The organism is Paenibacillus sp. Soil766 (genome assembly GCF_001428105.1).
In the GTDB taxonomy this organism is placed as follows: Bacteria; Bacillota; Bacilli; order Paenibacillales; family NBRC-103111; genus Paenibacillus_E.
In genome coordinates, this window is the sequence record NZ_LMSJ01000034.1 from 343,859 (window position 1) to 369,737 (window position 25,879).

Below are 25,879 nucleotides of genomic sequence, written 5' to 3' on the forward strand. Positions count from 1 at the left end.
ATTGACACCGATATTTGCCTAGTTGAATATCGTAATGGACAGAAGTGATTTCCATAACGGAGGCGTCAAGCGTGGGATACTATGTTCAAGTGGAAAATGGTGTGAAATTGTTTATCGAAGATGTCAATCCAAAAGGGACGAAGACCATCCTATTCATTCATGGATGGCCTTTGTCACATACACAATTTGAGTATCAATTCAATGTGCTGCCAGGTCTAGGGTATCGCTGTATTGGTGTGGACTGGCGTGGATTCGGCCAATCGGATAAACCGATGGATGGCTATACGTACGATCGGCTTGCAGATGACCTGCATGTGGTGATCCAGTCCTTGAAGCTGGAAGGCATTTCACTTGCTGGACATTCAACAGGCGGTGCTATCGCAATCCGTTATATGGCCAGACATCATGGCCAAGGTGTAGCGAAACTTGTGCTGATTGATGCAGCTGCACCAACGGGCTTTACGAACGAAACCGCAGCTAAGTTCTTGCAAGAGAATGCCAACGATCGTGCAAATATGCTGCAAAATGTAACGGATTCGTTCTTTTTCCAATATATAACGGGACGATTCTCAGATTGGTTCTTTCAAATGGGCTTGGAAGCAGCTAGTTGGTCAACAGCGGCAGTCATTCGATTGCTGAGAGATGAGAATGTGGCAGCTGATCTTGGTCGAATTGAAGCACCTACCTTAATTGTACACGGCATACATGACAAAGTGATTCCTTACCAACAAGCGGTGGAAATGAATAAACGGATTCCGAATTCGCAGCTAATTCCGTTTCATTACAGCGGACATGGTGCATTTTGGGAGGAAAGAGATCGCTTTAATTATGTCCTAACACAGTTTATAGGTTGAGGTTGGTATTGTGCTCCATGAGTTACAAGGTAAAGCTTCCCAAGAGGGAAGCTTTTTCTCATTTATGTAAAGTCTTCAAGTGAGGGTATTATATAGACTATTTAAAGACTTGTCTCTTATGTGTAATTTCATTATGATGAGTATGAAGGGATTTTCAATCAAGCGGATCACACATGAAAGTTCAAATTAATTTAAACTTGCTTGGAGGTTGTTCCATTTATGAATCAGTCTACATTTCGAATTGGTATCATTGGCATTGATTCCTCACATGCGCCTGTATTTACACAAATGTTAAACAATAAGGATCATCCTTTTCATGTTGCTGGAGGTAAGGTCACCATTGCTTATCCGGGTGGTTCACCGGATTTTGAAATGAGTTATTCTCGTATTGAAGGATTCACTGCGCAGCTTCGCGATGCAGGTGTGGAAATCGTTGATTCAGCGGAAGAAGTAGCAGCGAATTGCGATGGCATACTGATGACATCGGTGGATGGTCGCATTCATTTGGAGCAGTTCCGCCATGTATCGTCGTATCGCCGTCCCATATTTATTGATAAGCCTATGACGGTTTCGTCTGCCGAAGCTCGTGAAATAATGGCCTTGGCTCAGGAGCATAACATTCCAATTATGAGTTGTTCTTCGTTAAGATATGCAGAGGAACTGACGATTGCCTTAGAAGATTCAGAGACTAGTAGTGGTATTATCGGGATGGACTGCTACGGTCCAATGGCTTTGCAATCGACACAGCCAGGATTGTTTTGGTATGGTGTGCATACGGTAGAAATGCTTTTTAGAGTACTTGGCAAGGGTTGCTTGCACGTGACTGCTGCTACAACTGAAGATCATGATCTGATAACTGGCGTATGGGACAATGGTGTTATTGGCACTATTCGTGGCAATCGAAAGGGCAACGGGCAATTTGGTGCACTTCTACATCGCGAATCACATACGCAATTTGTTGATGTGAACAAACATCCGAAGCCTTATTATGCGAGCCTTTTGGAGAAAATTATGACGATGTTTGTTGATGGAACTCCTGATATCGATGAGGAAGAGACATTGCAAATCATTCGTTTTATGGAAGCGGCTAATGAGAGTCGGGAAACAGGGCTTACAGTGAATCTATAGATGGATAAGCGTAGGAGTTGAAGGAGAGGATTACAACGATGATCAAAGCAGATTTGAAGGTAGCTGTTTTAGGCGCGGGGGCAATTGCTGGTCAGCATTTCGACGCGATTCGTAGCACGGACGGATTTGCAGCTTGTGCTGTTGCGGATATTCAATTAGAGAGAGCTCAAGCTATTGCAGATACCTATGGTATTGCTGCCTACAGTGATTATCAAGAACTCATTCGGCAAGAACGACCAGACGTCGTGGTCATTGCATTGCCACATTTTTTACATAGAGAAACAGCTATTTTCGCTGCTGAGCATGGGTGTCATTTGATGCTGGAGAAGCCGATGGCTCTGAACGTTGCAGAATGTGATGATATTATAGAAGCCGCCAACAAAGCGGGTATTCGCATCTTAATTGGTCATACACAGCATTATATAGCGGAGAATATTCTTGCGAAGCGGATCATTGAAAGCGGCGAATTAGGTGAAATTGTCATGATCAATGATGTCAGGCATCTGAATTACTATAGAGATACAAGACCGCAGTGGTTTCTGGAAAAAGATAAATCTGGCGGGGGCATACTTGCCAATCTAGGCACACATTCCATCGATAAGATTCAGTGGTTGATGGACAGTTCGGTCCGCAAAGTGAGCGCCTCAGTGAGTCATCATGGCAAACGAGGAAATGTTGAAGGAAGCGGCATCATCTATATGGAGCTAGCCTCAGGGCTGCCCGCGTCGATTTCACAGTCCGGCTATCCAGGGGCTACGCGGAATGAAACCGAGATTATTGGAACATTAGGGATGTTGAAGCTGGTTACGGGAGCTAGCTTGTGGATCAGTCGTGGCGGAGCTTATGAACAGGTTGATGTGCCTCCGATGGATACGCCATTCGAGCTGCAATATAAGGATCTGTTGATCGCGATTGAGGCGAAAAGTGAAACGAGTTGTCCACCTGAATATGCGCGAGGTGTCATAGCCGCGCTTGAGGCTGTGTATCGGTCTGCCGAGAATGGCGTGGAACAATTTCTATAGGTGGAAATGAGAAATAGCTGGGAATTTTCCAGCTATTTTTTTCATTTTTGACGAAAGGCAGGGAAATGGAAATATGTATGGAATAGTAAAAAAAGTATTTATTATTAGTTAAGACGTTAAGAAAAAGTATACTTAAAAGACACGGTACTAGATCTTTTATATGGAGGATGAATTAGCATGACAGTGATTGGACTTATACGGCACGGGTTAACAGATTGGAACACCGAACGGCGCATACAAGGACAAACGGATATTCCACTCAATGAACTTGGGCGCAAACAAGCCGAATTACTATCCCAGCGAATGAAGGATGAAGACTGGGATTACATTTATGCGAGTGATCTGGGTCGAGCTATAGAAACAGCGGCATGTATTGGAAATGTGAAGCAAATGGAAGTGAAAACGGATCAGCGATTAAGAGAGATGTATTGTGGTCAGATTGAAGGAACAACGATCGAGGAACGTGTGGCAAAATGGGGGGAAGACTGGTCGCAATTGGATTTAGGGGTCGAAACACATCAACAAATTGCGGCTCGCGGTGTGAGTTTCATCCAAGAAGTACTTGAGAGACATCCGAATCAGAAGGTGTTAATCGTCAGTCATGGTGCCTTACTTAGTCTTACTTTAATGGATTTGATCCCACATGAAGATATCGAGGAACATTTACATAACACTTCTGTGACGAAAATCCGCCACAACGATAGCCGTTGGGAATGCTTACAATACAATTGTATTGCGCATTTGGATGGTTGTGATTGATGGAGTACTCGCGGATAACGAAGATAAGGGAAGAAGAAAGAAAATATCATGATGCCTGTTACGAAAACTATAAGTTATTTGAAGAAGGCTCATGGCTGTCAAAACCAGTGAAAACGGTTATGGATACATTATCCTATTTTGACGCATATGACGATGTAATTGTTTTGGATCTTGGTAGTGGTGTTGGGCGAAATAGTATACCAATAGCGGAAGTATTGAAACACAGAGGAGGTAAAGTTGTCTGTGTTGACATTATGCAATCCGCGCTTTCCAAGTTGCTGGCTTACAGTGATCGATTCGGTGTTCATGGTCACATTGAAACTCACCTCTCCGACATTGGAGATTATGAAATTGCGGAGGATACCTTTGACTATATCGTCGCTGTATCTTCGCTTGAGCATGTTGACTCTGAGCAAACATTCGAACAGGTTCTGGATAAAATTGCACTTGGTACGAAAGTTAATGGGATTAATTGTTTGATCGTGAATTCGAATCTACAAGAAATTGATAAGCTAACAGGTGAGGAATTAGTGCCTCTTATCGAACTTAATCTCACGACAGACCACTTGACGGACATTTTGAACAAACAATATGAAGGATGGGACATTTTATTTACGACAGTTAAGCAATTATCTTTTAACATAGAGCGTAATGATAGACAGATTGATTTGAAGACGGATTGCATGACTTATGTCGTTAGAAAAATAAAAGGAGATACCTAATATGCCCCCGATTCTCAACGAAATTGGTACCGTATTTATTCCTGTTCGAGACATTGTTAAAGCACGTGATTGGTATTGTGAGCTGCTTGGTGTTCCCCAAGATGGTGAGATTTTGCATGGACATTTATATGTCTTGCCAATGAAGGGGACTAGCATTGTTCTAGATAGTAAAATATTTGCTGAAGAACATCTTTTCAAAGTACCAGCTTTTCATCTGAATACGAAAGATATCGAGGCTGCTTATGCTTATATGCAGGAGAAGAACGTCGAGCTAGTTACAGGTATCGAACATGGACACTGGTTTAATTTCAAGGATCCCGATGGGAATATACTCATGATATGTATGTGTTAGCCCCCTGCGGTTACACTACAAAGGGGAAAGGAGCTTCATCCAATGGAGTTGGAAACCGTCTATCTGACATACAAACAGCTTTTATTCTCTGTTGCGTATCGCATGTTAGGCTCTGTTTCCGATGCAGAAGATATGCTGCAAGACATGTTTATTACACTGCAGAAGACAGACACCGGGCATGTAACTAATTTGAAATCGTATCTAGTCAAAATGGTCACGAATCGCTGCTTGAATTACTTGAATTCAGCTAGCAAACAAAGAGAAACGTACATAGGCACATGGCTTCCTGAGCCTCAAGTGACGTCATCCCGCGAAGATCCGATGGGAAGTCTTGTCCAAGATGAAACGATTTCGTATGCGTTTTTAGTTTTACTGCAAGAGCTGTCCGCAGTAGAGCGAGCGGTCTTCGTGTTAAGAGAAGTGCTTGGTTACGAGTATGAAGAGGTTGCGGATATGCTTCAGAAAACGGAAGCGAATTGTCGCAAAATTTATAGCCGCGCCAAGAGTAAAATCAATGAAACTTCTGACGAAGAAGATGAGCGATCATTAGGCGAGACAGAGCCACTGGTCAAGAAGTTTCTACACGCAGTGGGTTCGGGAGATTTTCAAGATTTTGTACAACTGTTAATGGAAGATGCGGTAATGGTATCCGATGGTGGTGGGAAGGCTCGCGCTGCTATTCATCCGATCTACGGGAAAGAGCGAATCGCAGCATTTTTCGAAGGTGTTCAAGCCAAAGGTGCACTGGAGGGAGACTGGTTGACTATGCAGTTCAATGGCCAATCCGGGCTGATGCTTGTGAAGGATCAATTGCCTTTGATGGTGATCTTGTTTGAGCTTGCTTCGAGCAGGCAACAATCAAACCATGTCTATGTGATCCGAAATCCCGATAAATTAAACCAAATATATTCTGATCTGTAATGTCACAAAACTACAGCCTCATTTGTCTTATAAGCGAAGAAACAAAATTAGAGGTATGTGGAGGAGATTTCATATGGAAGTTCGAATTCAACACGGTAAGGTAAACCCTGCGGCTTACCAAACAATGATGAAGTTAGAAGGATTTGTGAAAGAAAGCGGATTAGATGAAACCCTATATGAGTTTATTAAGATTCGAACGTCTCAAATCAATGGATGTGCATTTTGTCTAGATATGCATACACGTGATCTTCGCAAAATGGGGGAGACGGAGCAACGCATCTACTTGTTGAGTGCTTGGCGTGAAGCACCCATCTATTCCGAGAAGGAACGAGCAGTGTTGGAACTAACAGAGGCAGTTACGACGATTTCGGCTGCCGGTGTTCCACAAGAGTTGTTTGATCGTGTTCGCAAACATTTCGATGAGCGTGAGTTTGTTACATTAATTATGGCGATCAATACGATTAATTCATGGAACCGTATAGCCATTTCGACAGGCATGTTTCCAGGGTGTATGTAATAGTGTTCGATTCAGAGTCATGGAGGGGAAATTCCCTATTCATGGCTTTTTTTCTACTTGAAAAATGGGGGAGGATGTTTTAGAATGAAATTGTGCCCGAGCACGAAATTGGAATAGAACGTGAAAGTAATTCGTATATAGCCATAGAGGCTATATTTTTTGGGAGTTTGCGTGCCCGAGCACGAAATTCTAAATTCCAATCCGTTTCATTCAAAAAGGAGGCGTTGATGTGGCCATTGTTGTTCAGAAAAGAGATTACAGTATTACGGGCCAAGAAAGCACTAGAGCGCAAGAACGCGGGTTAGCAAGTGCAGAATGGTATGCCAGCCCCATTCCCCGCTCTAAAATGAAGGAATTAATGAAACGTAAGGATGGTCCTGCGATCCGGGATACCCTAATTTGGTTTAGTGCCTTGCTGATATTCGGCTACTTGGCCTATTTGTCATGGGGGACTTGGTGGGCTGTTCCCGCTTTTTTCGTCTACGGGGTGATCTACGCATCACCTGGCGACTCAAGATGGCATGAATGCGGCCATGGTACAGCATTTAAGACACCATGGATGAACGATGTGGTATATCAGATTGCGTCGTTTTTCGTTTTGCGTTCAGCTACACCATGGCGTTGGAGCCACGCACGGCATCATACGGATACCATTATTGTTGGCAGAGACCCTGAAATTTTGACGGAGAGACCTCCAATCTGGAAAATCATCGTCATGCAAATATTTCATTTATATGGTGGTCCGATCGAAATCAAGCGATTTGTTCTACACACAATAGGTCGATTGGAGACACAAGAGAAGGATTATATTCCTGCTTCGGAATTTCCGAAAGTATTTCGAGAAGCACGCATCTATATGCTGATTATTTTTGCCGTTGTGGCGGCATGTGTATACACGGGGAGCCTGCTTCCAGCTATGTTTATTTTCTTGCCATCCTTTTATGGCAATCTGTTCGTACTTCTTTTTGGAATGACACAGCACCTTGGACTTTATGAGGATGTATTGGATCATCGGTTGAATTCACGTACGATTCGAATGAATCCGATCTTTCGATTTTTGTACTGGAACATGAACTATCATACCGAACATCATATGTTTCCAATGGTGCCATACCATGCGTTACCAAGGCTGCATCAAGAGATGTTGGCTGACTGCCCAGCTCCACGTACGAGCTTATGGGCGGCATTGAAAGAAGTCGTTACAGCGCTTCGGTTACAAAAAAATGATCCTTCCTACGTGGTTGTGAAGCCGTTACCCGTAACCGCTCAACCTTATTATTTTGGCGGCAGCCGCGAAGAAGAACAATCTACGCTAAGGAGACAACCATCATGATGAACGAATGGATTGAAGTATGCGCAACCGATGAGTTAGAAGAGGAAGATGTTATTCGATTTGATCACGGAGACGCGACGTTTGCTATTTATCGGAACGCACAGGGGCAATTTTTCGCATCAGACGGTTATTGTACACATGAGAAAATTCATCTGTCCAAAGGTCTTGTCATGGGAAACCTCATTGAATGTCCCAAGCATAACGGTCGATTCGATATCACGACAGGAGAAGCGAAGCGAGTTCCCGTTTGTAAGAAACTGAGCACCTATGCAACGAAGGTTGAAGCAGGAAAGGTGTATATTCAATTGGTCTAAGTGTACGAAAAAACATAAGGAACGCATGCGCGGACTTGATATCGAGCTTCATTTCAATCATACTTGTAACGTGCCCGCGCACAATTCCTTATGAATGGAGAACCATATGAGCGTTACAATTCGGGAGATTGCCCTGCAAGCTGGTGTGTCCAGAGGTACAGTTGATCGTGTGCTGAATGGTAGATCAGGCGTAAAGCCAGAAATCAGACAACGTATTCTTACGATCGCTGAGGAACTTCAGTATGTGCCCAATGTAGCTGCGAAGGCACTTGCTTACAATAGAAAACCGATTCAAATAGGTATTGTGATGCCTCCGAAAGAAATATCATTCTTTGATGACATCCGCAAAGGTATTCACGCTGCAGAAGATGAGCTAAAGGGGCTAGGTATTCGCTTAGAATATGTGTATATCAATAATCAACTGCCAGATGATGGAGCGAGAGCCATTCAGACGTTGATTGCGAGTGGAGCAAGCGGCATTCTATTCTCATCTATTGATGATGAAGTTAACCGAGCAAGCATAAATAAGGCGGTTGAACAAGGTATTCCAGTGGTTACATTTAATTCCGATGTTGAGAACTCGAGGCGGAGCTGTTTTGTAGGTCAGGATCTGGGGAAAAGCGGTGAAATTGCTGCAGGTCTCATGTCTCGAATTTTCAAAGGCAAAGCCAAGGTGCTAGTTGTCGTATCCAATTTGAAATTTCATGCCCAACGGATGAGATATCAGCACTTTAAAGCGCATTTAGCTCACAGTGAGATCGAAGTTGTTGATGTGATTGAGGGTTATGATCGCTATGAGGATACGTTTCGGAAAATGGAGAGTGCATTAAAGACTTATCCTGATTTAGATGGCCTCTATTTATCAATTGGACATGCAGGTGCTTGCATGGATGCGGTGAAAATGGCAGGCAAAGGAGGTCAGCTCCGCATCGTGTGCAATGATTTGATTCCTGAAGTTGAGCAGGGATTGCGGGAGGGTTTGATTGATTTTACCATTATGCAAAATCCGATGCAGCAAGGCTACCGGTCCCTGAGAATATTGTACGATCTAATTTTTACTGGGAAGAAGCCCGACCATGAGATTCAATATACCGATACGAGCATTTTGATCGCGGAGAGTCTCTACTAAGTCTGTAAGGGTGCGTCCCGCCGAACAGTTGCAGTACTTTATTGAACTGGCAAGTGTGTGTGAATAAAGAAAGAGCCGTCACACAAGTTTGACCTTGAGTGACGGCTTTTCGCTGTTGTGATGAAAAGCATCGTTGCAGATGGATAAATCTGGGCTCAGCCAGATTTCAGCGTTCATAGTGATGAAAAACATTACTAATGATCGAAGTAAGCAGTGCGCAGCTTGATTTCAGCCTCATTAGTGATGAAAAACATCACTAATGACTGAAGTAAGCAGTGCGCAGCTTGATTTCAGCCTCATTAGTGATGAAAAACATCACTAATGACCGAAGTAAGCAGTGCGGAGCATGAATTCGGCACCATTAGTGATGAAAAACATCACTAATGATCGAAGTAAGCAGTGCGCAGCTTGGTTTCAGCTTCAAATCCAGCCTGATTTCAGCGCCAGTAGTGTGCCTCTCTAAAGAGGCTTCTTGCCTTCATTTTCGATCAAATGGTCATGTTCACCATCGTCCATGATATTCCGAGTTGAGTTACGGAACTCACGAAGGGTATCCCCGAATGCACGGCCAAGCTGTGGCAGCTTGGAAGGACCGAAGACAATTAATGCGATGGCCAGAATTAATATTAATCCGGATACTCCAATATTGTTGAACATTGCGTTCATCCTCTTTTCTGTTCTGTTCTTTTCTGTTCTTTTTTTTCTTTTCAATCTTCAATTAAATTCAATTTCGCAACGCGTTGCATAGCTCTCCATTGCCAGCCGGCAACCAATACGCTGATTTCAAACAGGAGAATTAGCGGTACCGTGACCGATAAGTGTGAAATCATATCAGGCGGCGAGATGCACGAGCCGGTGATGGTGAGCGCGATATAGGCATATTTCCTGGACATTTTCAGAATCTGAGGCGTTAAGAGCCCGATTTTCGTTAAAAACAGGAGAACCACAGGCAGCTCAAACGCGATCGCCATCGGAATGACAATTTGAAACAAGAATGCAAAATATCGATCAATTCCATACGTCTCTACTGCGCCAATCGATTGATTCATTCGGATCATAAAGCGCATCATCATCGGGAATACGACCCAATAACTGAAGGACACACCGATGATGAATAACGCAAAAGCGACTGGTATGTAAGGAAGCGCGTTCCTGGATTCGGTTTCAGTTAGACCTGGCTTCACGAACACCCATGCTTGGTAGAGCACGACGGGCACCGTAAATAAAGAGGCGAACAGAAACGCACATTTCATATAAATCATTAGCCCATCTGTAAACGAAAATACATTCCACTTGATTTCTCCAATCAATGGTTGTGATTTCAAATACAGAAGGATATCGGACGAGAGGTACAAGCCCACACACAGCGTGACGATGAACCAGGCGAATACAATGAGCAATCGCTTGCGAACCTCTGTTAAATGTAAGATCCAATCTTCTTGCTCCATATCATTCCTCCTTTATCATGAGACACGTGGGCTACCCGCATTAAACGACAATTCCACCTTGTTTCAAATATTTCGCAATGCCGTCCACGGCGCGGTAAGCTAGTGCGCCAACCGTACCTGTCGGATTGTAGCCACTGTTATGAGCGAATGCGGATGCGCCTACGACGAACACATTTTCGGCATCCCACATTTGCAAATACGAGTTAACCGCAGAGGTGGAGGGATCTGCCCCCATAATGACACCGCCAGTATTGTGGGTCGATTGATACGGAACAATATTGTACGCTGCTAACGTATCCGAAGACCCGATGGTCGTTGGGTTCATTTCTTTCATAATTTCTGCCGCTTTACCAGAAACGAATTTGATCATTTGTCGATCCTGCTCTTCAAAATCGAAGGTGATCCGAGGCAGTGGCAAGCCATAGGCATCCTTATATGTCGGATCCAAATCCACATAGTGATGTTTCCATGGCAAGCTGCTGCCCTGCGGTGAAACCGACAGAACACTATTCGCATATTTCAGCGACTTCTGTTTGAAATCTTTCCCCCAACCAGGTGTACCTTTGGGAACGGAGTTTGTTGCAATTGGACGTTGGCCGGTTTGCGAAATCCGAATACCAGCGCCATGGATGAAATTCAGATTCGTGTGGTCGAAATTATCGCCATTGAAATCAGGAATTTCCATGCCGAGGGAACCAGCCCCCGCGTACAAGTTGAACTGCTTTTCATCGAAAAAGCCTGTCGCACTCCCGCCGTTCGTTTGGTAGCAGTAATTTTTACCGATAACCCCCTTACCTGAGGCTGGATCGTAGGGTTTACCCAATTTGGATGTGAGCAAAAGTTTAATGTTGTTAAATACATAGCTGGCCATGATGACGACATCCGCCGGCTGCTCGAATTGCTCACCCGTAACGGTGTTCACATACACAACTCCGCTCGCTTTTTTGCCGTCATTCAGCACTTGAATTACGTTGGAGTATGAGCGCAGCTCGAAATTGCCGGATTTCTGTGCAACAGGGAGAGCGGTCACGATCACATCCGCTTTTGCCCCGTATTCGCAACCAAAACGTTCACAATAGCCACAATATTGGCAGGCTGCACGCGTAATGCCGTCAGGGTTCGTATATTGTTCCGACAAGTTTGCCGAAGGCATCATATAGGGATGGTAGCCGAGTTTTTTGGTTGCATCCTCGAACAATTTCAAAATTGGCGTTTTCACCATGGGTTTGGTCGGGAAAGGAGCAGAACGCTTGCCTACAAGTGGATTCTGCTCAGCTTCACCAGAAATACCAGCCAATTTCTCGAATTTATCGAAATAGGGCTCTAACGTGTCATAAGTGATGCCCCAATCCTGAATTGTCATGCCTTCAGGAATTTTCTGCTTTCCATAACGTTCAACCGTTTTACTGTAAATCTCGAAGTCGTACGGGAGGAACCTAAGTGTTTGTCCATTCCAATGCACACTCGCACCGCCTAGACCTTCCCCAAGTAGGAAAGAGCCGTACTCCCGCATTGGTACAGCGGCCATTTTCTCCGTATTGCGGAAGGTGACGGTTTCTTTGGATAAATCCTGCATGAGATCATAACGAGAAGCGTAACGCAGTTCATCATGTACCATGTAGTAATCTGCTGTGCTACGCGGCTTTCCGCGCTCTAAGCCAACAACCTTGACACCTTGTTTCGTTAATTCTGCGGCGATAATTCCCCCGACCCATCCCATACCTACAATGACAACGGGGACTTTCGGCATTTTAGTAGCCATAAGTGTATTCCTTCCTTCGTGAGATATGGACCTTAATGAACGAAATGATCATGCAAGCTGCGAGGTTCCATGACGACGAATTGATCTTTCTCAATCATGTTCGTGTATGTCATCTGGTTGCCTGGGTACTTACGCATTTTCCAGCCAGCCATATTCTTATTCCCGCCGTATAACGGATCGGAGTACACACCTTCCATAACGAGTACGCGAAATTGGTTGAAAAACGTTTTACCTGTTATCCCGTTTACGACGCTGATTTCACCTTTTTCCATGGAGGTTAGAATCGCATCTTGTTCCTCAGGTTTAATGTCCACAAAGCCTTTCGTGTACTTCGTTTTGGCCGTTTCTTCAAGGCTATGTAGTCCCATGGTAATGAGTTCATGGCGTAGAATGCTGAGGTAATCTCCTTGAGTGACTTCTCCTTTCACAAACGGACCCATCCGATAAGTGCGGGCATTCACCCCCCAGGGGCTTGCTAGCTGATGGTCAATGTAAAAAGCAACGCCAAGCTCTGCCGCTCCAGGTCCACTGTCGTCCTTAGGAAAGATACGCTCAGCTGCGGCTTCGGCGATTTGCAGTTGAGATTGATTGAAGAACATTGGTGCTTGATTGTAATCAGCCGTGACTTGTTGTGGTTTCGGGCTTATCGTAGGCGTTGGAGAGGTCTGGGTGGCATCTTTCTTAAACCCTCCAGATACTGCACTTCCGATAACGCCACCCACCACGACGCCACCTATGGCAGTTCCGGTGTATTTGAGAAAACGGCGACGTGAGTGATCGGGCGTATGTTGATGTGTGTTTTTGTCAGCCAATTGTCATACCTCCATGGAATTATATGTACTTCTGGGTAGTTATGGATATGTTGATCTGTTAACGTATTTCCTATGCATGACTTGCATGAAAATATGGAAATGGGGGCAATGTAGAGGTAGGTTTTCGATTTCTATACATGGTTATGAATCTAGGAATGTGAGGAGAAGCATACGCATGAACAGAAAGATAGTAGTCCTCACTCTTTTACTTGCTGGAGCTTTATCGGCCTGTGGAAAGAGTGAAACCACACCTAGTCCAAGTGCAGGCACAACAACAGCGCCAACTGCATCAGCAAGTACCGGAACAACAACCAAAGCTGATGCGCAGACGGTGTTTAAGGCCAATTGTGTCAGTTGTCATGGCGCCAATTTGGAGGGCTTAGTCGGGCCCAATCTTCAGAAGGTTGGCGGAAAGCACTCAAAGGAACAGCTCACCGCGCTTATTACGAACGGGAAGGGTGCAATGCCTGGTTTTAAAGGAAAGCTATCCGATGATGAAATTAGTTCGTTATCTACATGGCTTGCAGACAAAAAATAGTCAGCAATGAACCCGCCATTCGATGAAAATCGGTTAGGCGGGATTTTTTTGGAGTATAAACGAACATTCACTTCGTTCTTAAATAGGCATAGTATAGTTATGTAATTGGCAAAATACAGGAAAAAGGTGCTTCCTTTACTCATCATGCAACAGGGAGATGAACCAAATGAAGGGCAAAGATCGGTGGAATGATCTATTTGAGCTGGCGATGTATGTTTTGGCAGGAGGTTGCTTTGTTTACTTTCTCGTGAAGGGTAACGGGGCGAAAATGTTTCAAGCGGTGCTCATTGTGGCCGTACTCCAGCTCATTCGACTCGTTGTCAAATGGACGAAGACGACGATGTTTACATCGCTGCGTTTCTGTGTGCTGATGTTTATTTTTGTCACGATGTTCCTCGCGAACGAATTCGGCTACTATGGTGTCATCCCATATTTGGATAAAATCGAGCATCTGTTCTCTGGCGTAATTCTATGTTTCATTGGTTTATTAGTTTATAGTAAAGCGGCTGATCCGCAAGAAGGGGCTGGTTCATCTACATCGAACATCGCGGTGTGGCTATGCTTATTCTTTTCCATCGCGATGGCGGGAGTTTGGGAGATATATGAGTTCGCGACGGATCACCTCTTCGGGCTGAATTCTCAGAATGGAAGCCTGCTTGATACGATGACAGACATTATTTGCGGAACATCAGGGGCGATTCTGACGGCTTGTTATTTGGCATTAAGGGCGAAGAAACGGGCTCTTCCTATGGTGGATATCAGATAATAAAGGCAAACCATGCCTTGTCATTTCTCAATGATTGTGGCACTATTAGCACTATTGAATGGAGGAATTGACAACATGGAAGAGTTGCCTAACTGCCCGAAATGCCAATCTGCCTATACGTATGAAGATGGAAGTTTACTGGTGTGCCCGGAGTGCGCGCATGAGTGGTCAACATCTTTAAGCGAGGATGAGAACGGCGATGATGTGAAAGTGGTCAAAGATGCGAACGGTAATGTGCTGCAAGATGGTGATTCTGTTACGGTCATCAAAGATTTGAAAGTCAAAGGGACTTCATCCGTTATCAAAATTGGCACTAAAGTGAAGAACATACGCTTAGTCGAAGGCGATCATGATATTGATTGTAAAATCGATGATTTCGGGGCGATGAAGTTAAAGTCTGAATTTGTTAAAAAGATTTAAGTGAGGATCCGTGCGACGCACGGGTCTTTTTCTGTTATAGAGGATATTTTAACTTCGTGTGACTCATCCTACATGTAGAAGAAAGGAAAAGGGTGATCGACAAAGGAGGGGATCCGTTGCAATTATTTCACTTTAGTTACATTCTCTTGTTTAGCGCTGTGCTCGCGGCAGGAACGATCGGAGTCGCTTGGTTTGTATTTCATAAGCGAAAAAGGAAAGCTCGCTAAAATTAATAATTTGATAGTTGCCCGCTAGTGCTGATGAAGCTCTTGCGGGCTTTTATTGATTGAATTGATTGTTCCATCTCAAGCATAAAAAGGGAATAGGACAGCTTTAACGAATACCTTAGTTATGGAGGGGATAATGGTGAAGCTATACGAACGATCATTAACGTCTCAGATGGTAGTCGCTGCTTTGTTTATTTTCATATGTGTGATCCAACTTATTGTCAATATTAGTGCCAATCTACCTGTTGGTTTTGTAGTTGTTTTCAGTGTTTGTCTTGGTGGTTTTCTCATCCTAGCGCTCATTATTTGCATAGATCTCGTCCAAAATGACGCAGAGAAACTAAAGGCTAAAGTAGAATTTATCGAAGAATTCCGGATTCATATTCGAAAACCGAATGGGAAATTATTGAAAGTGCGTGTAAAAGCCGAAGAATATAAACACTTTCATATCGATCAAACAGTCGAATTACTTGTGGCCAAACGGACTAGTGCTTTGCTCACAATCCATAGTTTAGTTGATGAACTTGAAGAAGGCTCTAGAGCGGACATGATCAAAACGGAGGACTTATGAAACGATCAAGAAAACTTTTCACAAGAAAACTAGTCTGGGCTTTGCTTGTTCTCATTGTTTTTATCTATATGAATAACACCTCATTGCTTGCCAAAGAACGGCGTAGTGATCCATTTCTCATGGCCCATCGAGGTCTGGCGCAAACGTTCCACACTGAGAATTTGGAGAACGATACCTGTACAGCGGAACGAATCTTTGAACCGGAACATCCATATCTGGAGAATACAATCCCTTCCATGCAAGCTGCATTTGACGCAGGTGCCGATGAGGTTGAACTCGATATTCATATAACCAAAGATGAGCAATTTGCCGTATTTCATGATTGGACCCTAGACTGTCGGACGAATGTCAAAGGGCAGTCAAAGGACTACACAATGGCTGAATTAAAAAAGGTAGATATTGGCTACGGCTACACGGCTGACAATGGGAAGTCCTACCCTTTTCGAGGGAAAGGCATTGGATTAATGCCCTCTTTACATGAAGTTCTCACGCAGTTTTCGGACAAATTGCTCCTCATTCATATTAAAACAAATGATCCCAACGAGGGCAACTTATTGGTAGAGATACTAGCAAAGCTCTCACCGGAACGGAGGGGCCAATTGACCATATATGGCGGGAATTTACCCGTATCAATTGTGAAAGAAAAGCTGCCAGATATGCGCGTCATTTCTGTTGATTCGATGAAAAGCTGCCTGCTCCCGTACCTCGCTTATGGATGGACAGGCATTATACCTGCTGCATGTGAACATATACAGATTCATATTCCGGACAAATTGGCTCCGCTGTTGTGGGGATGGCCGAACAAATTTTTAAATCGAATGGATAAAGTGGATACCAGAGTAATTGTTGTTGGTGGAAATGGCTCGGAGTTTTCAACTGGGTTTGATACGCCGCAGGATTTGGAGCGGCTTCCGGCATCATATTCAGGTGGCATATGGACGAATCGGATTGACCGCATTGCCCCCCTATATAAGCAATAGAAAGAAGGCACCTGCAAGTAGATACATCTACTTGTAGGCGGCCTTCTTTTCTTTGTCCCATTAATCATATGTTACTTATACAATGCGGAATGAAAAGGAGTCAGCGCTGCAATGACCGCATCCCGAAAAACATCGCTTCGGGTAATTCGACCATTCGTAAATAAGCCATAAGCACCTTCTTTGTGATTGCTTCCGACTGTGCTGCCCAGTTCATCTATGATGTGGCGCAACTCAGTTCCGCCTTGTAATAATCTCTCGCCAATTTCATGAGGGATTGGGAAATAAAGCCCTTTGCCAACGTAAAGCTGTTTCCCGTCCCAAGCTGCACAAACAGAGAAGAGATACCATTGCTGCGTATGGATGCTGTCATAAGTGAGCCCGCCTTCGAGTCCGAGACCGAAATCTGCATCCGGAACTGCTATAAGTACATTTTTGGCACGCGTGATCGCTCCAAGAATGGTTTCATCTTCTGTCAAAGGCTGGTCAGATACACCGGAAGGAACAGCATGACAAATCGGCTCCACGCCAGTAGCAGACACCACGGCATCTCGCTTGGCATGATTATTCGTGCCTAATGCAATCCGTACTTCTGTTTTAAACATATGTCATCACTCCTTACTTTTCTATAGGGATAACGGAAACAATAAGATCTAGTATACCATGATTTCTATACTAACAAGTTGGATGGCTCTTCGTGCTTTATCAAATTAGTATTAAATGAAGGATATTTTGGGCATATTTGTTAAATATACATCTTGATGAAAGCGACAATGGTTGCTACATGCATGGGAAATATGTCAAAGATGAAACAGCATTGGATTGATCAAAAAAACCATTCGATAAGGAGAATCAATCGAACTTGAGCTCTTTCCAAGACCAGTCCCCACGGAGACCGCAAGCTTTATTAAGCCAGGACGGATTAAGTAGTCTGCGCTGGCAGGATCCGAAGATTATAGCGTGGTGGTCAGCATCCTTCCCAGGATTCGGTCATTTCTTACTTCATCAATTTATTCGCGGATTTTTGCTGTCAGCATGGGAAGTGGCCATCAATACATTTGCAAGAATCAATGAAGCGATCTACTACTCTTTCACGGGGCAATTTGAATTAGCTAAGCAAGTCGTCGAACCCAGATGGGCATTTGCCTACGCCATCGTATACCTATTCGCGATATGGGATAGTTATATCAAAGCGAGCGATGCGAATAAGCAGTACCATCTAGCGAAATTGGAAGGTGCGAGGGTGGTGTCTAATCTACTTAAGCCTTGGACGATTACGAATATTAGTTTTAAAAGACCTAGTGCTGCTATGGTCTGTTCCTTTATTTTCCCTGGACTCGGCCAACTGTACAATAACCGTATCGCATTAGGATTCTATGGGGTATTCTGGTGGTTTATTTATATGACCATGTCGCGATCACATGAAGCCATCCTCTATCTGATGATTGGTAAATTGTCCAAATCGACAGCACTACTAAGCCCACATTGGCTTTTATTTATGCCATCTGTACTCGGTGGCGCTATGTATGACGCCTATATGACAGCGCAAGATCATAATCGGCTTTTTAAAATCGAGCAGAAGCAATATTTCGCTGAAAAGTATCCACATTTCCCATTACGTCTGTTTGAAAAGGAGAATGACCCGTATGTTGATCATTAGTACTTTTGAGCACTCAATAGAAGTGGAGGAAGCACTAGCTGTATTGGAACAGATGGGTCTACCTCGCAATGAAATCATGACCGTAATGATGGATAATTATATGGAAATATCAGATCATAATTACAACTCGAATCCGAATAAAAAATCGCTGGCGTTTGAGGTAGGTATGGCGACATCTACCGGTTTAACGGTGATTGGAGTTAGTTTGGGCTTCATACTATATTGGGGGCCTATTATTTGGGGAATCATTTTCGCAATTTGCGGATTTATTACAGGGTATTGTACGACGCGAGTATTACAAATCAAGGTATTTAAACACGTCATTCGAAAAAAGGAAAGATTACCGGAGCTGGCTGTTATTATCCAATGTCATGAGGAACGATGTCAAGAAGTACAGCATGTGTTGTGGGAATACCAAGCGCTATCTGTAGGCAAGTTTTAAAATAGGAACATACGATGACAAGCTTGAGATTTCAAGTTTTTTTGCTGAATTGCACAACATTTCCAGTTTTTCTAACGTCAAATAAGTAGATGAACGGTTAGGGGGACTTGAAGGTGATAAAACGTGGCATTGTCTTACTTATAAGTATACTCGTCCTAAGTTCATGTTCAAATGAGAAATACGACGTCGATAAAGCGACTGCGAAAGGAGACGTCATTAATATACACGGAAGAATCATCAATGTAGATCGGTTCAATCAATTTTTGAAGAACGTGGAAGGCCAGACGAAGAGTCAAATTCGGATAACGCAAATGACAATTGAAGGGGATCCTATTTATTATGATTTGGCGTACAACGAAGATAAGCTTTCCTACACGTATAATAATAAAGCAGATAAACATGGGGATGGCAAGAGACTGAGAACGGAATGTACACGTATGAGCTCAGCGAAAGTGGAACGGGGAATTTCTTATTCACTGGATGGTTGTAAGGATGACTCGATTGGTCAGACGTTTAGCTTTGTTATACCAGAATCGGGGAACTAGATGACCTATTTATCTAGATCCGATTTGAGTTGGTAAATTTTGAGTCATGATCTCACTGATTTCCCATGTTACAATCGTTGAGATCCATTCTGGGTCCAAAACTTAGAAGGCCGAAGCTTTTTTGAAGCACGGGGGAACCAATCTATGGGGTGAAGTCGCGTTTCGCGCGGCCGGGTGATTACTCTTTGATCCGAATCCGACAGCTAACCTCGCAGGCCGCAAAAAGGAGAGGTATAATTTGAAGCGTTACAAAAAGCTAATCGTTACAGGTGCATTAGGTTTAAGTGTCCTTATGGGTGCCAACGCAGTATGGGCTGCAACGGGAACTCATACGGTAGCAGGCAACGATACGATGTGGTTAATCTCTAAAAAATATGGCGTCAGCCTTACTTCGCTGATCAAAGCGAATCCACAAGTAGCCAATCCGAACGTGATTTGGTCGGGGATGAAGCTTAACATTCCTGGAAGCACGGGTACAACTGTTGTGACTAAACCGCAGGTTACGCCAGCACCGACGCAATCCACTTTTGCAAGCCAAGTGGTTACCTTAGTAAACCAGGAACGAACGAAGGCTGGATTGAAGCCTTTGACCAGCAATAGCGCACTTACCGCGATGGCGCTGGATAAAGCGAAAGATATGTACAATAAGGGATATTTCGATCATACTTCGCCTACGTACGGGTCACCTTTTGATATGATGAGCTCTTATGGCATTCATTATTCCTATGCAGGTGAAAACATCGCGAAAGGTCAACAAACACCTGAAGCCGTTATGACGGCTTGGATGAACAGTTCAGGTCACCGTCAGAACATTTTAAGCCCGAACTTCACTCAAATAGGCGTCGCCTATTATAACGGTGAGTGGGTTCAGGAATTTATTAGTAACTAAGTGAAAATCGTGGAACGTGGCAGTCTCCCTTGGGGAGGCTGTCTTTTTTGTTTAAGTCGAAGGAGATAGGTTGTAAATGTCGAATTGAGTGTTGAAAAGATGGAGAGAACCGAAGCTCTGTGATTTAACAGAAGTTATATATGTATGAATTTAATTAGAAAATGGTGGAGATGACAGGATGACTAAATCAGGGGAAGAAAACTACCCAAAACCAATCGGCGGATGGTTACTCATTTATGTATTGACGCTGTTAGTAAGCGCCGCTTTATATGGGATGGGAACGATAAACGTATTTGGTCAATTTATGAGTGAATTTAAAGAATGGAATTCGATGCTAATCATAATTAATATCGGAACTATTGTTAAATTATTCACCTCTGCTCTGATTTTTTACTTACTTATAACTAAGGCGAATGTAACTCCAAAGATCATCATAGGATATGAACTTTTTTGTATTTTGATAAGGTTGATTTCACTTTCAGACGTGATCTTTCGTTATCATGTGATGCCGAATTCGTATTATGTATCTATGTTTTTCGGATTGGTAAGTGTGGTTTGGATCTTGTATTTTCTGAAATCTAAGAGAATTAAAGAAACGTTTGTGAACTAAAAAATCAAAATGATTATAGTGAATATGAAGAGGTGCTCCAGTGATTACGATATTCACAGAAATAGAAATTGAAGCTTCGATTACTGTTTGTTTTGACATGGCAACGAATATTGAGATACATACGCAAACTGTGTGGCCTCATACCAAGGAACGAGCGATAGCTGGAACAACAACTGGCATGATTAGAGTAGGGGAAACAGTTACGTTTGAGGCGAGACATTTCTTAATTAGGCAAAAACACACTTCACTCATTTCGAATTATGTTCGACCTTACCGCTTTGTTGATGAAATGTTGCAGGGGACATTCAAAAGTATGAGGCATGAACATGAATTTATTGATTTAGGACATAGAACCTTGATGAAAGATACATTAAGCTTTGAGGCCCCACTAGGCTGGCTCGGATGGATAGTTGAAAGGGTTATTCTACGAAGATATATGATGCGATTTTTGAATTATCGGAATGAACAATTGAAGATTGTAGCTGAACGAGAGCAAAGAAAAGAAGGGAGGGCATTTATTTGAATTTCTATCTTGCCTCCAGTTTCAAAAACATCGACAATGTTCGAGTTGTCGCGCAGGAGTTGAAGATAGCGGGATATAAGCAAACGTACGATTGGACGACGCATACAGGTATCGATTCACTTCAAGAGCTCGCGGCGATCGGTGCCAAAGAGAAAGATGCTGTGTTGCGTGCAGAGCTATTCATCATGATGCTGCCAGCGGGAAAGGGAAGCCATGTCGAGTTGGGACTTGCTTTAGGAGCAGGGAAGACAATTATTATGTATTCTGCTAACGATGCGTTCAATGATATTGAAACAACGAGTACGTTTTATCAGCTGCCGGAGGTACATCAAATCATAGGAACGATAGACGATTTGGTTACAACGATCATTCAAAGTAGCAGGCAAACTAACACGGGGAGCCGCAATTGCCTACCCTAGTTCCCTTATTAGCAAGATTTTGTAGGTCATTAAAATGGAAACAGTAAAAGGAAGCCATGAGGTGTCTCTACCTCATCGGCTCCCTTTCAATTAGAAACTTGGCTTCGAATCGCTGTTTAAACGTCTGAAACATCCACAAATTCACATCCCACAAGTCCGCCACGGGTTGTTGTGTGAGTGGAAGCACCTGTAAATACGGGGGTGGTCCGAATTCTGGTGTGAAGGTCATCGTATCCGCTCCGGCATCGAATCGGTGTTGACAGATCGTCAACCATAAGCCGATGAAGGTTTCCACATGCGCAGCAAATTCAGGTGCCCTGGGGTCCGACACCTGCGGGCCTTCCGGGTAGCCGACGCGCCCGTGAATATGGATGGCGCGCGCTAAGCTTAGCTGGACATCCTCATCCTCCAGACTCGGCATGCTTTCACAGGCTGCGCACCAGTGGCTGAAATCGGCGCCAATAGTGAGCTCCGGCAGCTGCTTCAACACGGCGGCCGTTTGCCACGGCGTGAAAAAAGCCCTCCCGCGATGCGTTTCATGCGCGATCGGAATCCCGATCTCTTGCTCTAGACGCAGCGCGGCTTCAAAAAAACGCAACTGCTCGTCAGCAGGCATACGATCAGCAGCGCTGTGCGAATTGATCAGAGCAGGTTGCAGTTCCGCTGCGCGAAGCACCTGTTCACGGAAAGATTGCATGTGATCCGTGCCCCGCGTCACCACTTGTGCGATGAACGACAAGTTCATGTCGTCCAAATCCTTTCGAAACTGACGATACTGCTTAGCCTCGGAAGGGGGCGTGTTTACTCGACACCGTAATAACCGGCCTCTGCGATTTGCTCTAATTTCCCCGCCCACAATCCATCCCACTCCCATAAGGATTTATATCCAAGTAATTTCATTGCCATTGCTCCTCATCCATAGTCCAAAGACATATCTATGAGTATAGGACAGAGGATGGTTTAAAGACTTATGCTATCTTCAGAAAAACCCTAACGTATTTTCACCAAGAAAGATGTCTATAGGCGGTTGGAGATAAATTCGTCCATCGTTTGAATTGTTTACTGAATTGAGACAAATCCTTGTATCCCAGTTGTTCGGCGATATGTTCGATAGAATGAGAGGGGTCCATGAGCATGAGCTTGGCTTGACGTAGTTTCACTGTGCTTAAGTAATGCCGTGGCGAGACCCCATAAGCTTTGTGAAAAACCCGATTACAATGTGCAGGGCTATAACCGAGCTGCTTGGCGATGTGCGTTATTCGGAAAGGTTCCTGTCCTTTGACTGTCGTAGATGCTTGGTGCTCAATTAATTGGGCTAGTTGTGCAGCTAAGCCAGAATCTCCTGTTTGCTGATTAGAAACCACAGCCTCATCGAGTAGTACCTCGCTTAAAGCGGTGAATATACGAAATGAAGCATGCATCGTCTGTAGCTTCAGATTTAATCCGCTGGAGGTATTCTCTCTGGCTATTTGTGCGAGATCCATAAGAATGGGGCGGAGTAAGCTCTCCATTTTGCTGCCAGACGGGTGAACGATTTGCCCAATTTGACTTATTTGCTGACGAAACCAAGGATCAGTTACCTCTAAATGTACACACACGTACTCCATCATATGGCCATCGACTGCCCCTAAGCTTGCATGTACGTCATTCGGTAGTATCCAGACCAAATCGCCTTGTTTTTGTACAAACTGCTTGTCCCCAACACGCATACGCTGGGAGCCGTCTATGACAAGATTCAGCTCAAACATCGGATGTTGATGCTCGGGGAATGACCACTGCGCGTTAACCTTGCGAAGATGTGCCGCAAAAATCCTGAAGGATGCCTGAACATCAGGCAGCATACCGCCATAAACGACATTGTCGAGACCAGCGGGTAAGGATTCTTGTTGAAAGACTTTCATATCTAATGACTCCTTTGGCAAAGGTTATGATGTGTCTGATACGATTACTATCTCACTTAAATAGTGTGAAATCAAATGTTTCTTTTGTCCAAATGAAAGATCGTATTGCCCATGGGTTCAGGGTTTCGTACATTGTATAATAAGGGCAAATGACTGAGAGGAGCAACATCTTGATATGAAGAATCGATTTTTCAACGCACACCATTCGCCTATTGGCGCATTTGCAAGCTTTACTCTTGGATTTCCAGGCAAAAGCGGAGGTTTTGATCTCGAACAGGCGCGTCCGCCAAAGCAAAATATATATATTGGGCTAGAAACGATCCAAGGCGGCACTTATGACGCATTGCCTTTCTTCGAGTATGTTAGTGAGGACGAAAGCCTTCGATATGATATCGAAAATCCGGATCCAAAGCCGAAGAAAAAGAAAACGGTGTTCCCTTTTGCACAAGAAGAGATTCAACGAGAATTCAATGTCAGCACAGATACGTGGAAAGCTGGCGATTTGGAATTCAGTCTTATTTCTCCTGCACAGTCTGTACCTGATCCAACGACAGCGAGTGATGAAGAGTTACGTTTAGCGCTCGTCCCTGCCATTCTTGCTAAGATAACTGTCGACAATACGAAAGGTACGGCATCTAGAAGAGTTTTCTTCGGTTATCAAGGATCAGATCCTTACAGCGCAATGCGTAGGTTGGATGATACGATGGATGGCGCCGCGGGGATAGGTCAAGGCCGAATTACGGGGATCGTTTCCAAAGATCCTGAAGTACGTTCAGGTCTCTATTTTAGCATCGAAGATATTTTGAAAATGAAAATTGTAGAAAACTTGACCTTCGGACTTGGTACCGTCGGAGCTTTATTCGCAGACACACCCCCTGGTGAAAAACGCTCGTATGAATTCGCAATTTGTTTCTATCGTGGAGGTATAGTAACTGCGGGTCGTGATGCTTCCTATACGTACGCTCGTTTATTCAAGAATATTGAAGCTGTAGCTGAGTACGCTTTAGGCAATTTCGATAAGTTAACAGCACTAGCTCAAAGTTCAGACGCTAACATCGCAAATTCTCGCTTGTCGGCTGATCAGAAGTTTATGCTTGCCCACGCAATCCGCAGCTATAATGGAAATACGCAGCTTTTGGATATGGATGATGAGCCATTCTGGATTGTGAATGAAGGCGAATATCGGATGATGAACACGTTCGATTTGACAGTTGATCAATTATTCTATGAGCTGGCAGTGAATCCTTGGACGGTTCGGAATGAACTAGATATGTTCGTGAAACGGTATAGCTATGAGGACATGGTTAGTTTCCCAGATGATCCTACGGAGTACCCGGGTGGAATTTCGTTTACGCATGATATGGGTGTAGCGAATACACTTTCTCGACCAGGTTACTCGGCTTATGAGCTATATGGTTTGGACGATTGCTTCTCGCATATGACACACGAGCAGTTGGTGAATTGGACATTATGCGGAGCAACCTATGTGGCACATACCGATGATCAGGCGTGGCTGCAAGCGAATCTTACGATTTTCGAAAAATGTTTAACGAGTATGCTCCATCGCGATCACCCGAATCCAGAACTGCGCAATGGGATCATGTCATTAGATAGCACGCGTACGATGGGCGGAGCAGAAATCACGACGTATGACAGTTTAGATGTCTCGTTGGGACAATCCCGTAATAATATTTATATGGCGGGTAAATGTTGGGCGGCTTATGTGGCGATGGAAACTATTTTTGCTCAAAATGGCAGAGAAGATCTAGCTCTGATTGCAAGTGAGCAGGCTATGAAGAGTGCACAAACAGTAACGTCGTTCGTCACTGCTGAAGGTTACATACCAGCTGTAGTTGGTGAAGGCAATGATTCCAAAATCATTCCAGCGATCGAAGGCTTAGTATTTCCTTACTTCACAGGTAACAAGTCTGCGTTAGATGCCAATGGTCGTTACGGCTTTTATATCGAAGCATTGAAAAAACATCTAGATGTAGTGCTTGTTGAAGGCACGTGCCTATTCGCAGATGGTGGCTGGAAGCTTTCCTCGACGAGTAATAACTCCTGGTTAAGCAAAATATATTTGTGCCAATTCGTAGCACGTGAAATCCTGAATTTGGCTTGGGATGAAACGGGAGCTGCAGCGGACGCAGCCCATGTAGCTTGGTTGACGCACCCAACCTTGTCTATCTGGAGCTGGAGTGATCAAATTATTTCTGGTGAAATTACAGGAAGTAAGTATTATCCGCGCGGTGTTACAAGCATTTTATGGCTGCAAGAAACGAAATAATGGATTCCGAGCAACTAAAGCTAACCGCTTT

31 protein-coding genes and 1 riboswitch are annotated in these 25,879 nt (G+C 44.0%); of the genes, 24 read left to right on the forward strand and 7 right to left on the reverse strand.

The features are described 5' to 3' along the window. Nucleotides 1–71 precede the first annotated feature (71 nt). The 11 genes from ASG89_RS25115 (at nucleotide 72) to ASG89_RS25165 (ending at nucleotide 9,051) form a co-directional block, all read left to right on the forward strand. A complete protein-coding gene (locus tag ASG89_RS25115; protein WP_057313745.1) occupies nucleotides 72–854 on the forward strand; it encodes an alpha/beta fold hydrolase in 783 nt (260 codons plus the stop codon). A gap of 219 nt (nucleotides 855–1,073) precedes the next feature. After that, nucleotides 1,074–1,982 (forward strand): Gfo/Idh/MocA family protein, encoded by a 909-nt coding sequence (locus ASG89_RS25120; RefSeq protein WP_057313746.1) that lies wholly within the window; start codon nucleotides 1,074–1,076, stop codon nucleotides 1,980–1,982. Nucleotides 1,983–2,020: 38 nt separating this feature from the next. After that, a complete protein-coding gene (locus tag ASG89_RS25125; protein ID WP_057313747.1) occupies nucleotides 2,021–3,004 on the forward strand; it encodes a Gfo/Idh/MocA family protein in 984 nt (327 codons plus the stop codon). 177 nt (nucleotides 3,005–3,181) lie between these two features. Then, nucleotides 3,182–3,763, forward strand: coding sequence for a histidine phosphatase family protein (locus ASG89_RS25130; RefSeq protein ID WP_057313748.1), 582 nt, complete (start codon nucleotides 3,182–3,184; stop codon nucleotides 3,761–3,763). Next, complete coding sequence (locus tag ASG89_RS25135; protein WP_057313749.1) at nucleotides 3,763–4,485, forward strand: class I SAM-dependent methyltransferase; 723 nt, start codon at nucleotides 3,763–3,765, stop codon at nucleotides 4,483–4,485. The genes ASG89_RS25130 and ASG89_RS25135 overlap by 1 nt, the downstream gene beginning before the upstream one ends. A 1-nt stretch (nucleotide 4,486) precedes the next feature. Beyond that, nucleotides 4,487–4,837: a VOC family protein gene (locus tag ASG89_RS25140; RefSeq protein WP_057313750.1), complete on the forward strand. Its 351-nt coding sequence runs from the start codon at nucleotides 4,487–4,489 to the stop codon at nucleotides 4,835–4,837. Between the two features lie 42 nt (nucleotides 4,838–4,879). Next, nucleotides 4,880–5,758 (forward strand): RNA polymerase sigma-70 factor, encoded by an 879-nt coding sequence (locus tag ASG89_RS25145; protein ID WP_057313751.1) that lies wholly within the window; start codon nucleotides 4,880–4,882, stop codon nucleotides 5,756–5,758. A 73-nt stretch (nucleotides 5,759–5,831) separates the two neighbouring features. Continuing rightward, on the forward strand, nucleotides 5,832–6,275 hold the full coding sequence (locus ASG89_RS25150) for a carboxymuconolactone decarboxylase family protein (RefSeq protein ID WP_057313752.1): 444 nt from the start codon (nucleotides 5,832–5,834) through the stop codon (nucleotides 6,273–6,275). Nucleotides 6,276–6,504: 229 nt separating this feature from the next. Next, nucleotides 6,505–7,608 (forward strand): fatty acid desaturase family protein, encoded by a 1,104-nt coding sequence (locus ASG89_RS25155; protein ID WP_057313753.1) that lies wholly within the window; start codon nucleotides 6,505–6,507, stop codon nucleotides 7,606–7,608. Then, nucleotides 7,605–7,922 (forward strand): MocE family 2Fe-2S type ferredoxin, encoded by a 318-nt coding sequence (locus ASG89_RS25160; RefSeq protein WP_057313754.1) that lies wholly within the window; start codon nucleotides 7,605–7,607, stop codon nucleotides 7,920–7,922. Before ASG89_RS25155 ends, ASG89_RS25160 begins: the two co-directional genes overlap by 4 nt. 106 nt (nucleotides 7,923–8,028) lie before the next feature. Further along, nucleotides 8,029–9,051: a LacI family DNA-binding transcriptional regulator gene (locus tag ASG89_RS25165; protein WP_057313755.1), complete on the forward strand. Its 1,023-nt coding sequence runs from the start codon at nucleotides 8,029–8,031 to the stop codon at nucleotides 9,049–9,051. Nucleotides 9,052–9,510: 459 nt separating this feature from the next. Here the strand turns inward: ASG89_RS25165 and tatA are convergent, their stop codons facing one another. The 4 genes from tatA to ASG89_RS25185 are packed head-to-tail and all read right to left on the reverse strand — an operon-like array spanning nucleotide 9,511 to nucleotide 13,073. Beyond that, the gene (gene tatA, locus ASG89_RS25170) at nucleotides 9,511–9,708 is read right to left on the reverse strand and encodes a twin-arginine translocase TatA/TatE family subunit (RefSeq protein ID WP_057313756.1); all 198 of its coding nucleotides are present in this window, start codon (nucleotides 9,706–9,708) and stop codon (nucleotides 9,511–9,513) included. Nucleotides 9,709–9,758: 50 nt separating this feature from the next. Beyond that, nucleotides 9,759–10,499: a twin-arginine translocase subunit TatC gene (gene tatC / locus ASG89_RS25175; RefSeq protein WP_057313757.1), complete on the reverse strand. Its 741-nt coding sequence runs from the start codon at nucleotides 10,497–10,499 to the stop codon at nucleotides 9,759–9,761. Between the two features lie 40 nt (nucleotides 10,500–10,539). Beyond that, complete coding sequence (locus tag ASG89_RS25180; protein ID WP_057313758.1) at nucleotides 10,540–12,261, reverse strand: GMC family oxidoreductase; 1,722 nt, start codon at nucleotides 12,259–12,261, stop codon at nucleotides 10,540–10,542. 32 nt (nucleotides 12,262–12,293) lie between these two features. Continuing rightward, complete coding sequence (locus tag ASG89_RS25185) at nucleotides 12,294–13,073, reverse strand: gluconate 2-dehydrogenase subunit 3 family protein (protein WP_057313759.1); 780 nt, start codon at nucleotides 13,071–13,073, stop codon at nucleotides 12,294–12,296. A gap of 175 nt (nucleotides 13,074–13,248) precedes the next feature. Between ASG89_RS25185 and ASG89_RS25190 the strand changes: the two genes are divergently transcribed. The 5 genes from ASG89_RS25190 to ASG89_RS25210 all read left to right on the forward strand — a co-directional run bounded on the left by ASG89_RS25190 (nucleotide 13,249) and on the right by ASG89_RS25210 (nucleotide 16,575). Continuing rightward, on the forward strand, nucleotides 13,249–13,611 hold the full coding sequence (locus tag ASG89_RS25190) for a c-type cytochrome (protein ID WP_057313760.1): 363 nt from the start codon (nucleotides 13,249–13,251) through the stop codon (nucleotides 13,609–13,611). Between the two features lie 166 nt (nucleotides 13,612–13,777). Next, nucleotides 13,778–14,377 carry a hypothetical protein gene (locus ASG89_RS25195; RefSeq protein WP_057313761.1) on the forward strand — a complete coding sequence of 200 codons (600 nt, stop codon included), beginning with the start codon at nucleotides 13,778–13,780 and terminating at the stop codon, nucleotides 14,375–14,377. Nucleotides 14,378–14,452: 75 nt separating this feature from the next. Then, on the forward strand, nucleotides 14,453–14,797 hold the full coding sequence (locus ASG89_RS25200) for a zinc ribbon domain-containing protein YjdM (protein ID WP_057313762.1): 345 nt from the start codon (nucleotides 14,453–14,455) through the stop codon (nucleotides 14,795–14,797). Nucleotides 14,798–15,160: 363 nt separating this feature from the next. Next, nucleotides 15,161–15,595: a hypothetical protein gene (locus ASG89_RS25205; protein WP_057313763.1), complete on the forward strand. Its 435-nt coding sequence runs from the start codon at nucleotides 15,161–15,163 to the stop codon at nucleotides 15,593–15,595. Next, nucleotides 15,592–16,575, forward strand: a complete 984-nt coding sequence (locus ASG89_RS25210; RefSeq protein ID WP_057313764.1) for a glycerophosphodiester phosphodiesterase family protein — start codon at nucleotides 15,592–15,594, stop codon at nucleotides 16,573–16,575. Before ASG89_RS25205 ends, ASG89_RS25210 begins: the two co-directional genes overlap by 4 nt. A 71-nt stretch (nucleotides 16,576–16,646) precedes the next feature. Here the strand turns inward: ASG89_RS25210 and ASG89_RS25215 are convergent, their stop codons facing one another. Next, nucleotides 16,647–17,177 (reverse strand): DUF84 family protein, encoded by a 531-nt coding sequence (locus ASG89_RS25215; RefSeq protein WP_057313765.1) that lies wholly within the window; start codon nucleotides 17,175–17,177, stop codon nucleotides 16,647–16,649. A gap of 257 nt (nucleotides 17,178–17,434) precedes the next feature. Here ASG89_RS25215 and ASG89_RS25220 point away from each other — a divergent pair, with 257 nt between their 5' ends. The 7 genes from ASG89_RS25220 (at nucleotide 17,435) to ASG89_RS25250 (ending at nucleotide 21,660) form a co-directional block, all read left to right on the forward strand. Then, the gene (locus tag ASG89_RS25220; RefSeq protein ID WP_057313766.1) at nucleotides 17,435–18,232 is read left to right on the forward strand and encodes a hypothetical protein; all 798 of its coding nucleotides are present in this window, start codon (nucleotides 17,435–17,437) and stop codon (nucleotides 18,230–18,232) included. Further along, on the forward strand, nucleotides 18,219–18,674 hold the full coding sequence (locus ASG89_RS25225; RefSeq protein ID WP_057313767.1) for a hypothetical protein: 456 nt from the start codon (nucleotides 18,219–18,221) through the stop codon (nucleotides 18,672–18,674). The genes ASG89_RS25220 and ASG89_RS25225 overlap by 14 nt, the downstream gene beginning before the upstream one ends. Nucleotides 18,675–18,787: 113 nt before the next feature. Continuing rightward, complete coding sequence (locus ASG89_RS25230) at nucleotides 18,788–19,219, forward strand: DUF4362 domain-containing protein (protein ID WP_057313768.1); 432 nt, start codon at nucleotides 18,788–18,790, stop codon at nucleotides 19,217–19,219. A 98-nt stretch (nucleotides 19,220–19,317) separates the two neighbouring features. Next, a riboswitch (cyclic di-AMP (ydaO/yuaA leader) is annotated at nucleotides 19,318–19,452 on the forward strand. Between the two features lie 5 nt (nucleotides 19,453–19,457). Then, entirely contained in the window at nucleotides 19,458–20,108 is a 651-nt protein-coding gene (locus ASG89_RS25235; protein ID WP_057313769.1) for a CAP domain-containing protein, read from the forward strand. 178 nt (nucleotides 20,109–20,286) lie between these two features. After that, complete coding sequence (locus ASG89_RS25240; RefSeq protein WP_057313770.1) at nucleotides 20,287–20,718, forward strand: DUF2569 family protein; 432 nt, start codon at nucleotides 20,287–20,289, stop codon at nucleotides 20,716–20,718. A 40-nt stretch (nucleotides 20,719–20,758) separates the two neighbouring features. Continuing rightward, nucleotides 20,759–21,241: an SRPBCC family protein gene (locus ASG89_RS25245; RefSeq protein WP_057313771.1), complete on the forward strand. Its 483-nt coding sequence runs from the start codon at nucleotides 20,759–20,761 to the stop codon at nucleotides 21,239–21,241. Beyond that, on the forward strand, nucleotides 21,238–21,660 hold the full coding sequence (locus tag ASG89_RS25250) for a hypothetical protein (protein WP_057313772.1): 423 nt from the start codon (nucleotides 21,238–21,240) through the stop codon (nucleotides 21,658–21,660). The genes ASG89_RS25245 and ASG89_RS25250 overlap by 4 nt, the downstream gene beginning before the upstream one ends. Before the next feature lie 67 nt (nucleotides 21,661–21,727). Here ASG89_RS25250 and ASG89_RS25255 read toward each other — a convergent pair whose 3' ends face one another. Then, a complete protein-coding gene (locus ASG89_RS25255; protein ID WP_235549912.1) occupies nucleotides 21,728–22,405 on the reverse strand; it encodes a xylose isomerase in 678 nt (225 codons plus the stop codon). Between the two features lie 256 nt (nucleotides 22,406–22,661). Further along, on the reverse strand, nucleotides 22,662–23,561 hold the full coding sequence (locus ASG89_RS25260; RefSeq protein WP_057313773.1) for a helix-turn-helix domain-containing protein: 900 nt from the start codon (nucleotides 23,559–23,561) through the stop codon (nucleotides 22,662–22,664). Between the two features lie 175 nt (nucleotides 23,562–23,736). On the opposite strand from ASG89_RS25260, the gene ASG89_RS25265 reads away from it, so the two are divergent. Then, nucleotides 23,737–25,848 (forward strand): glycoside hydrolase family 52 protein, encoded by a 2,112-nt coding sequence (locus tag ASG89_RS25265; RefSeq protein ID WP_057313774.1) that lies wholly within the window; start codon nucleotides 23,737–23,739, stop codon nucleotides 25,846–25,848. Nucleotides 25,849–25,879: the final 31 nt, after the last annotated feature.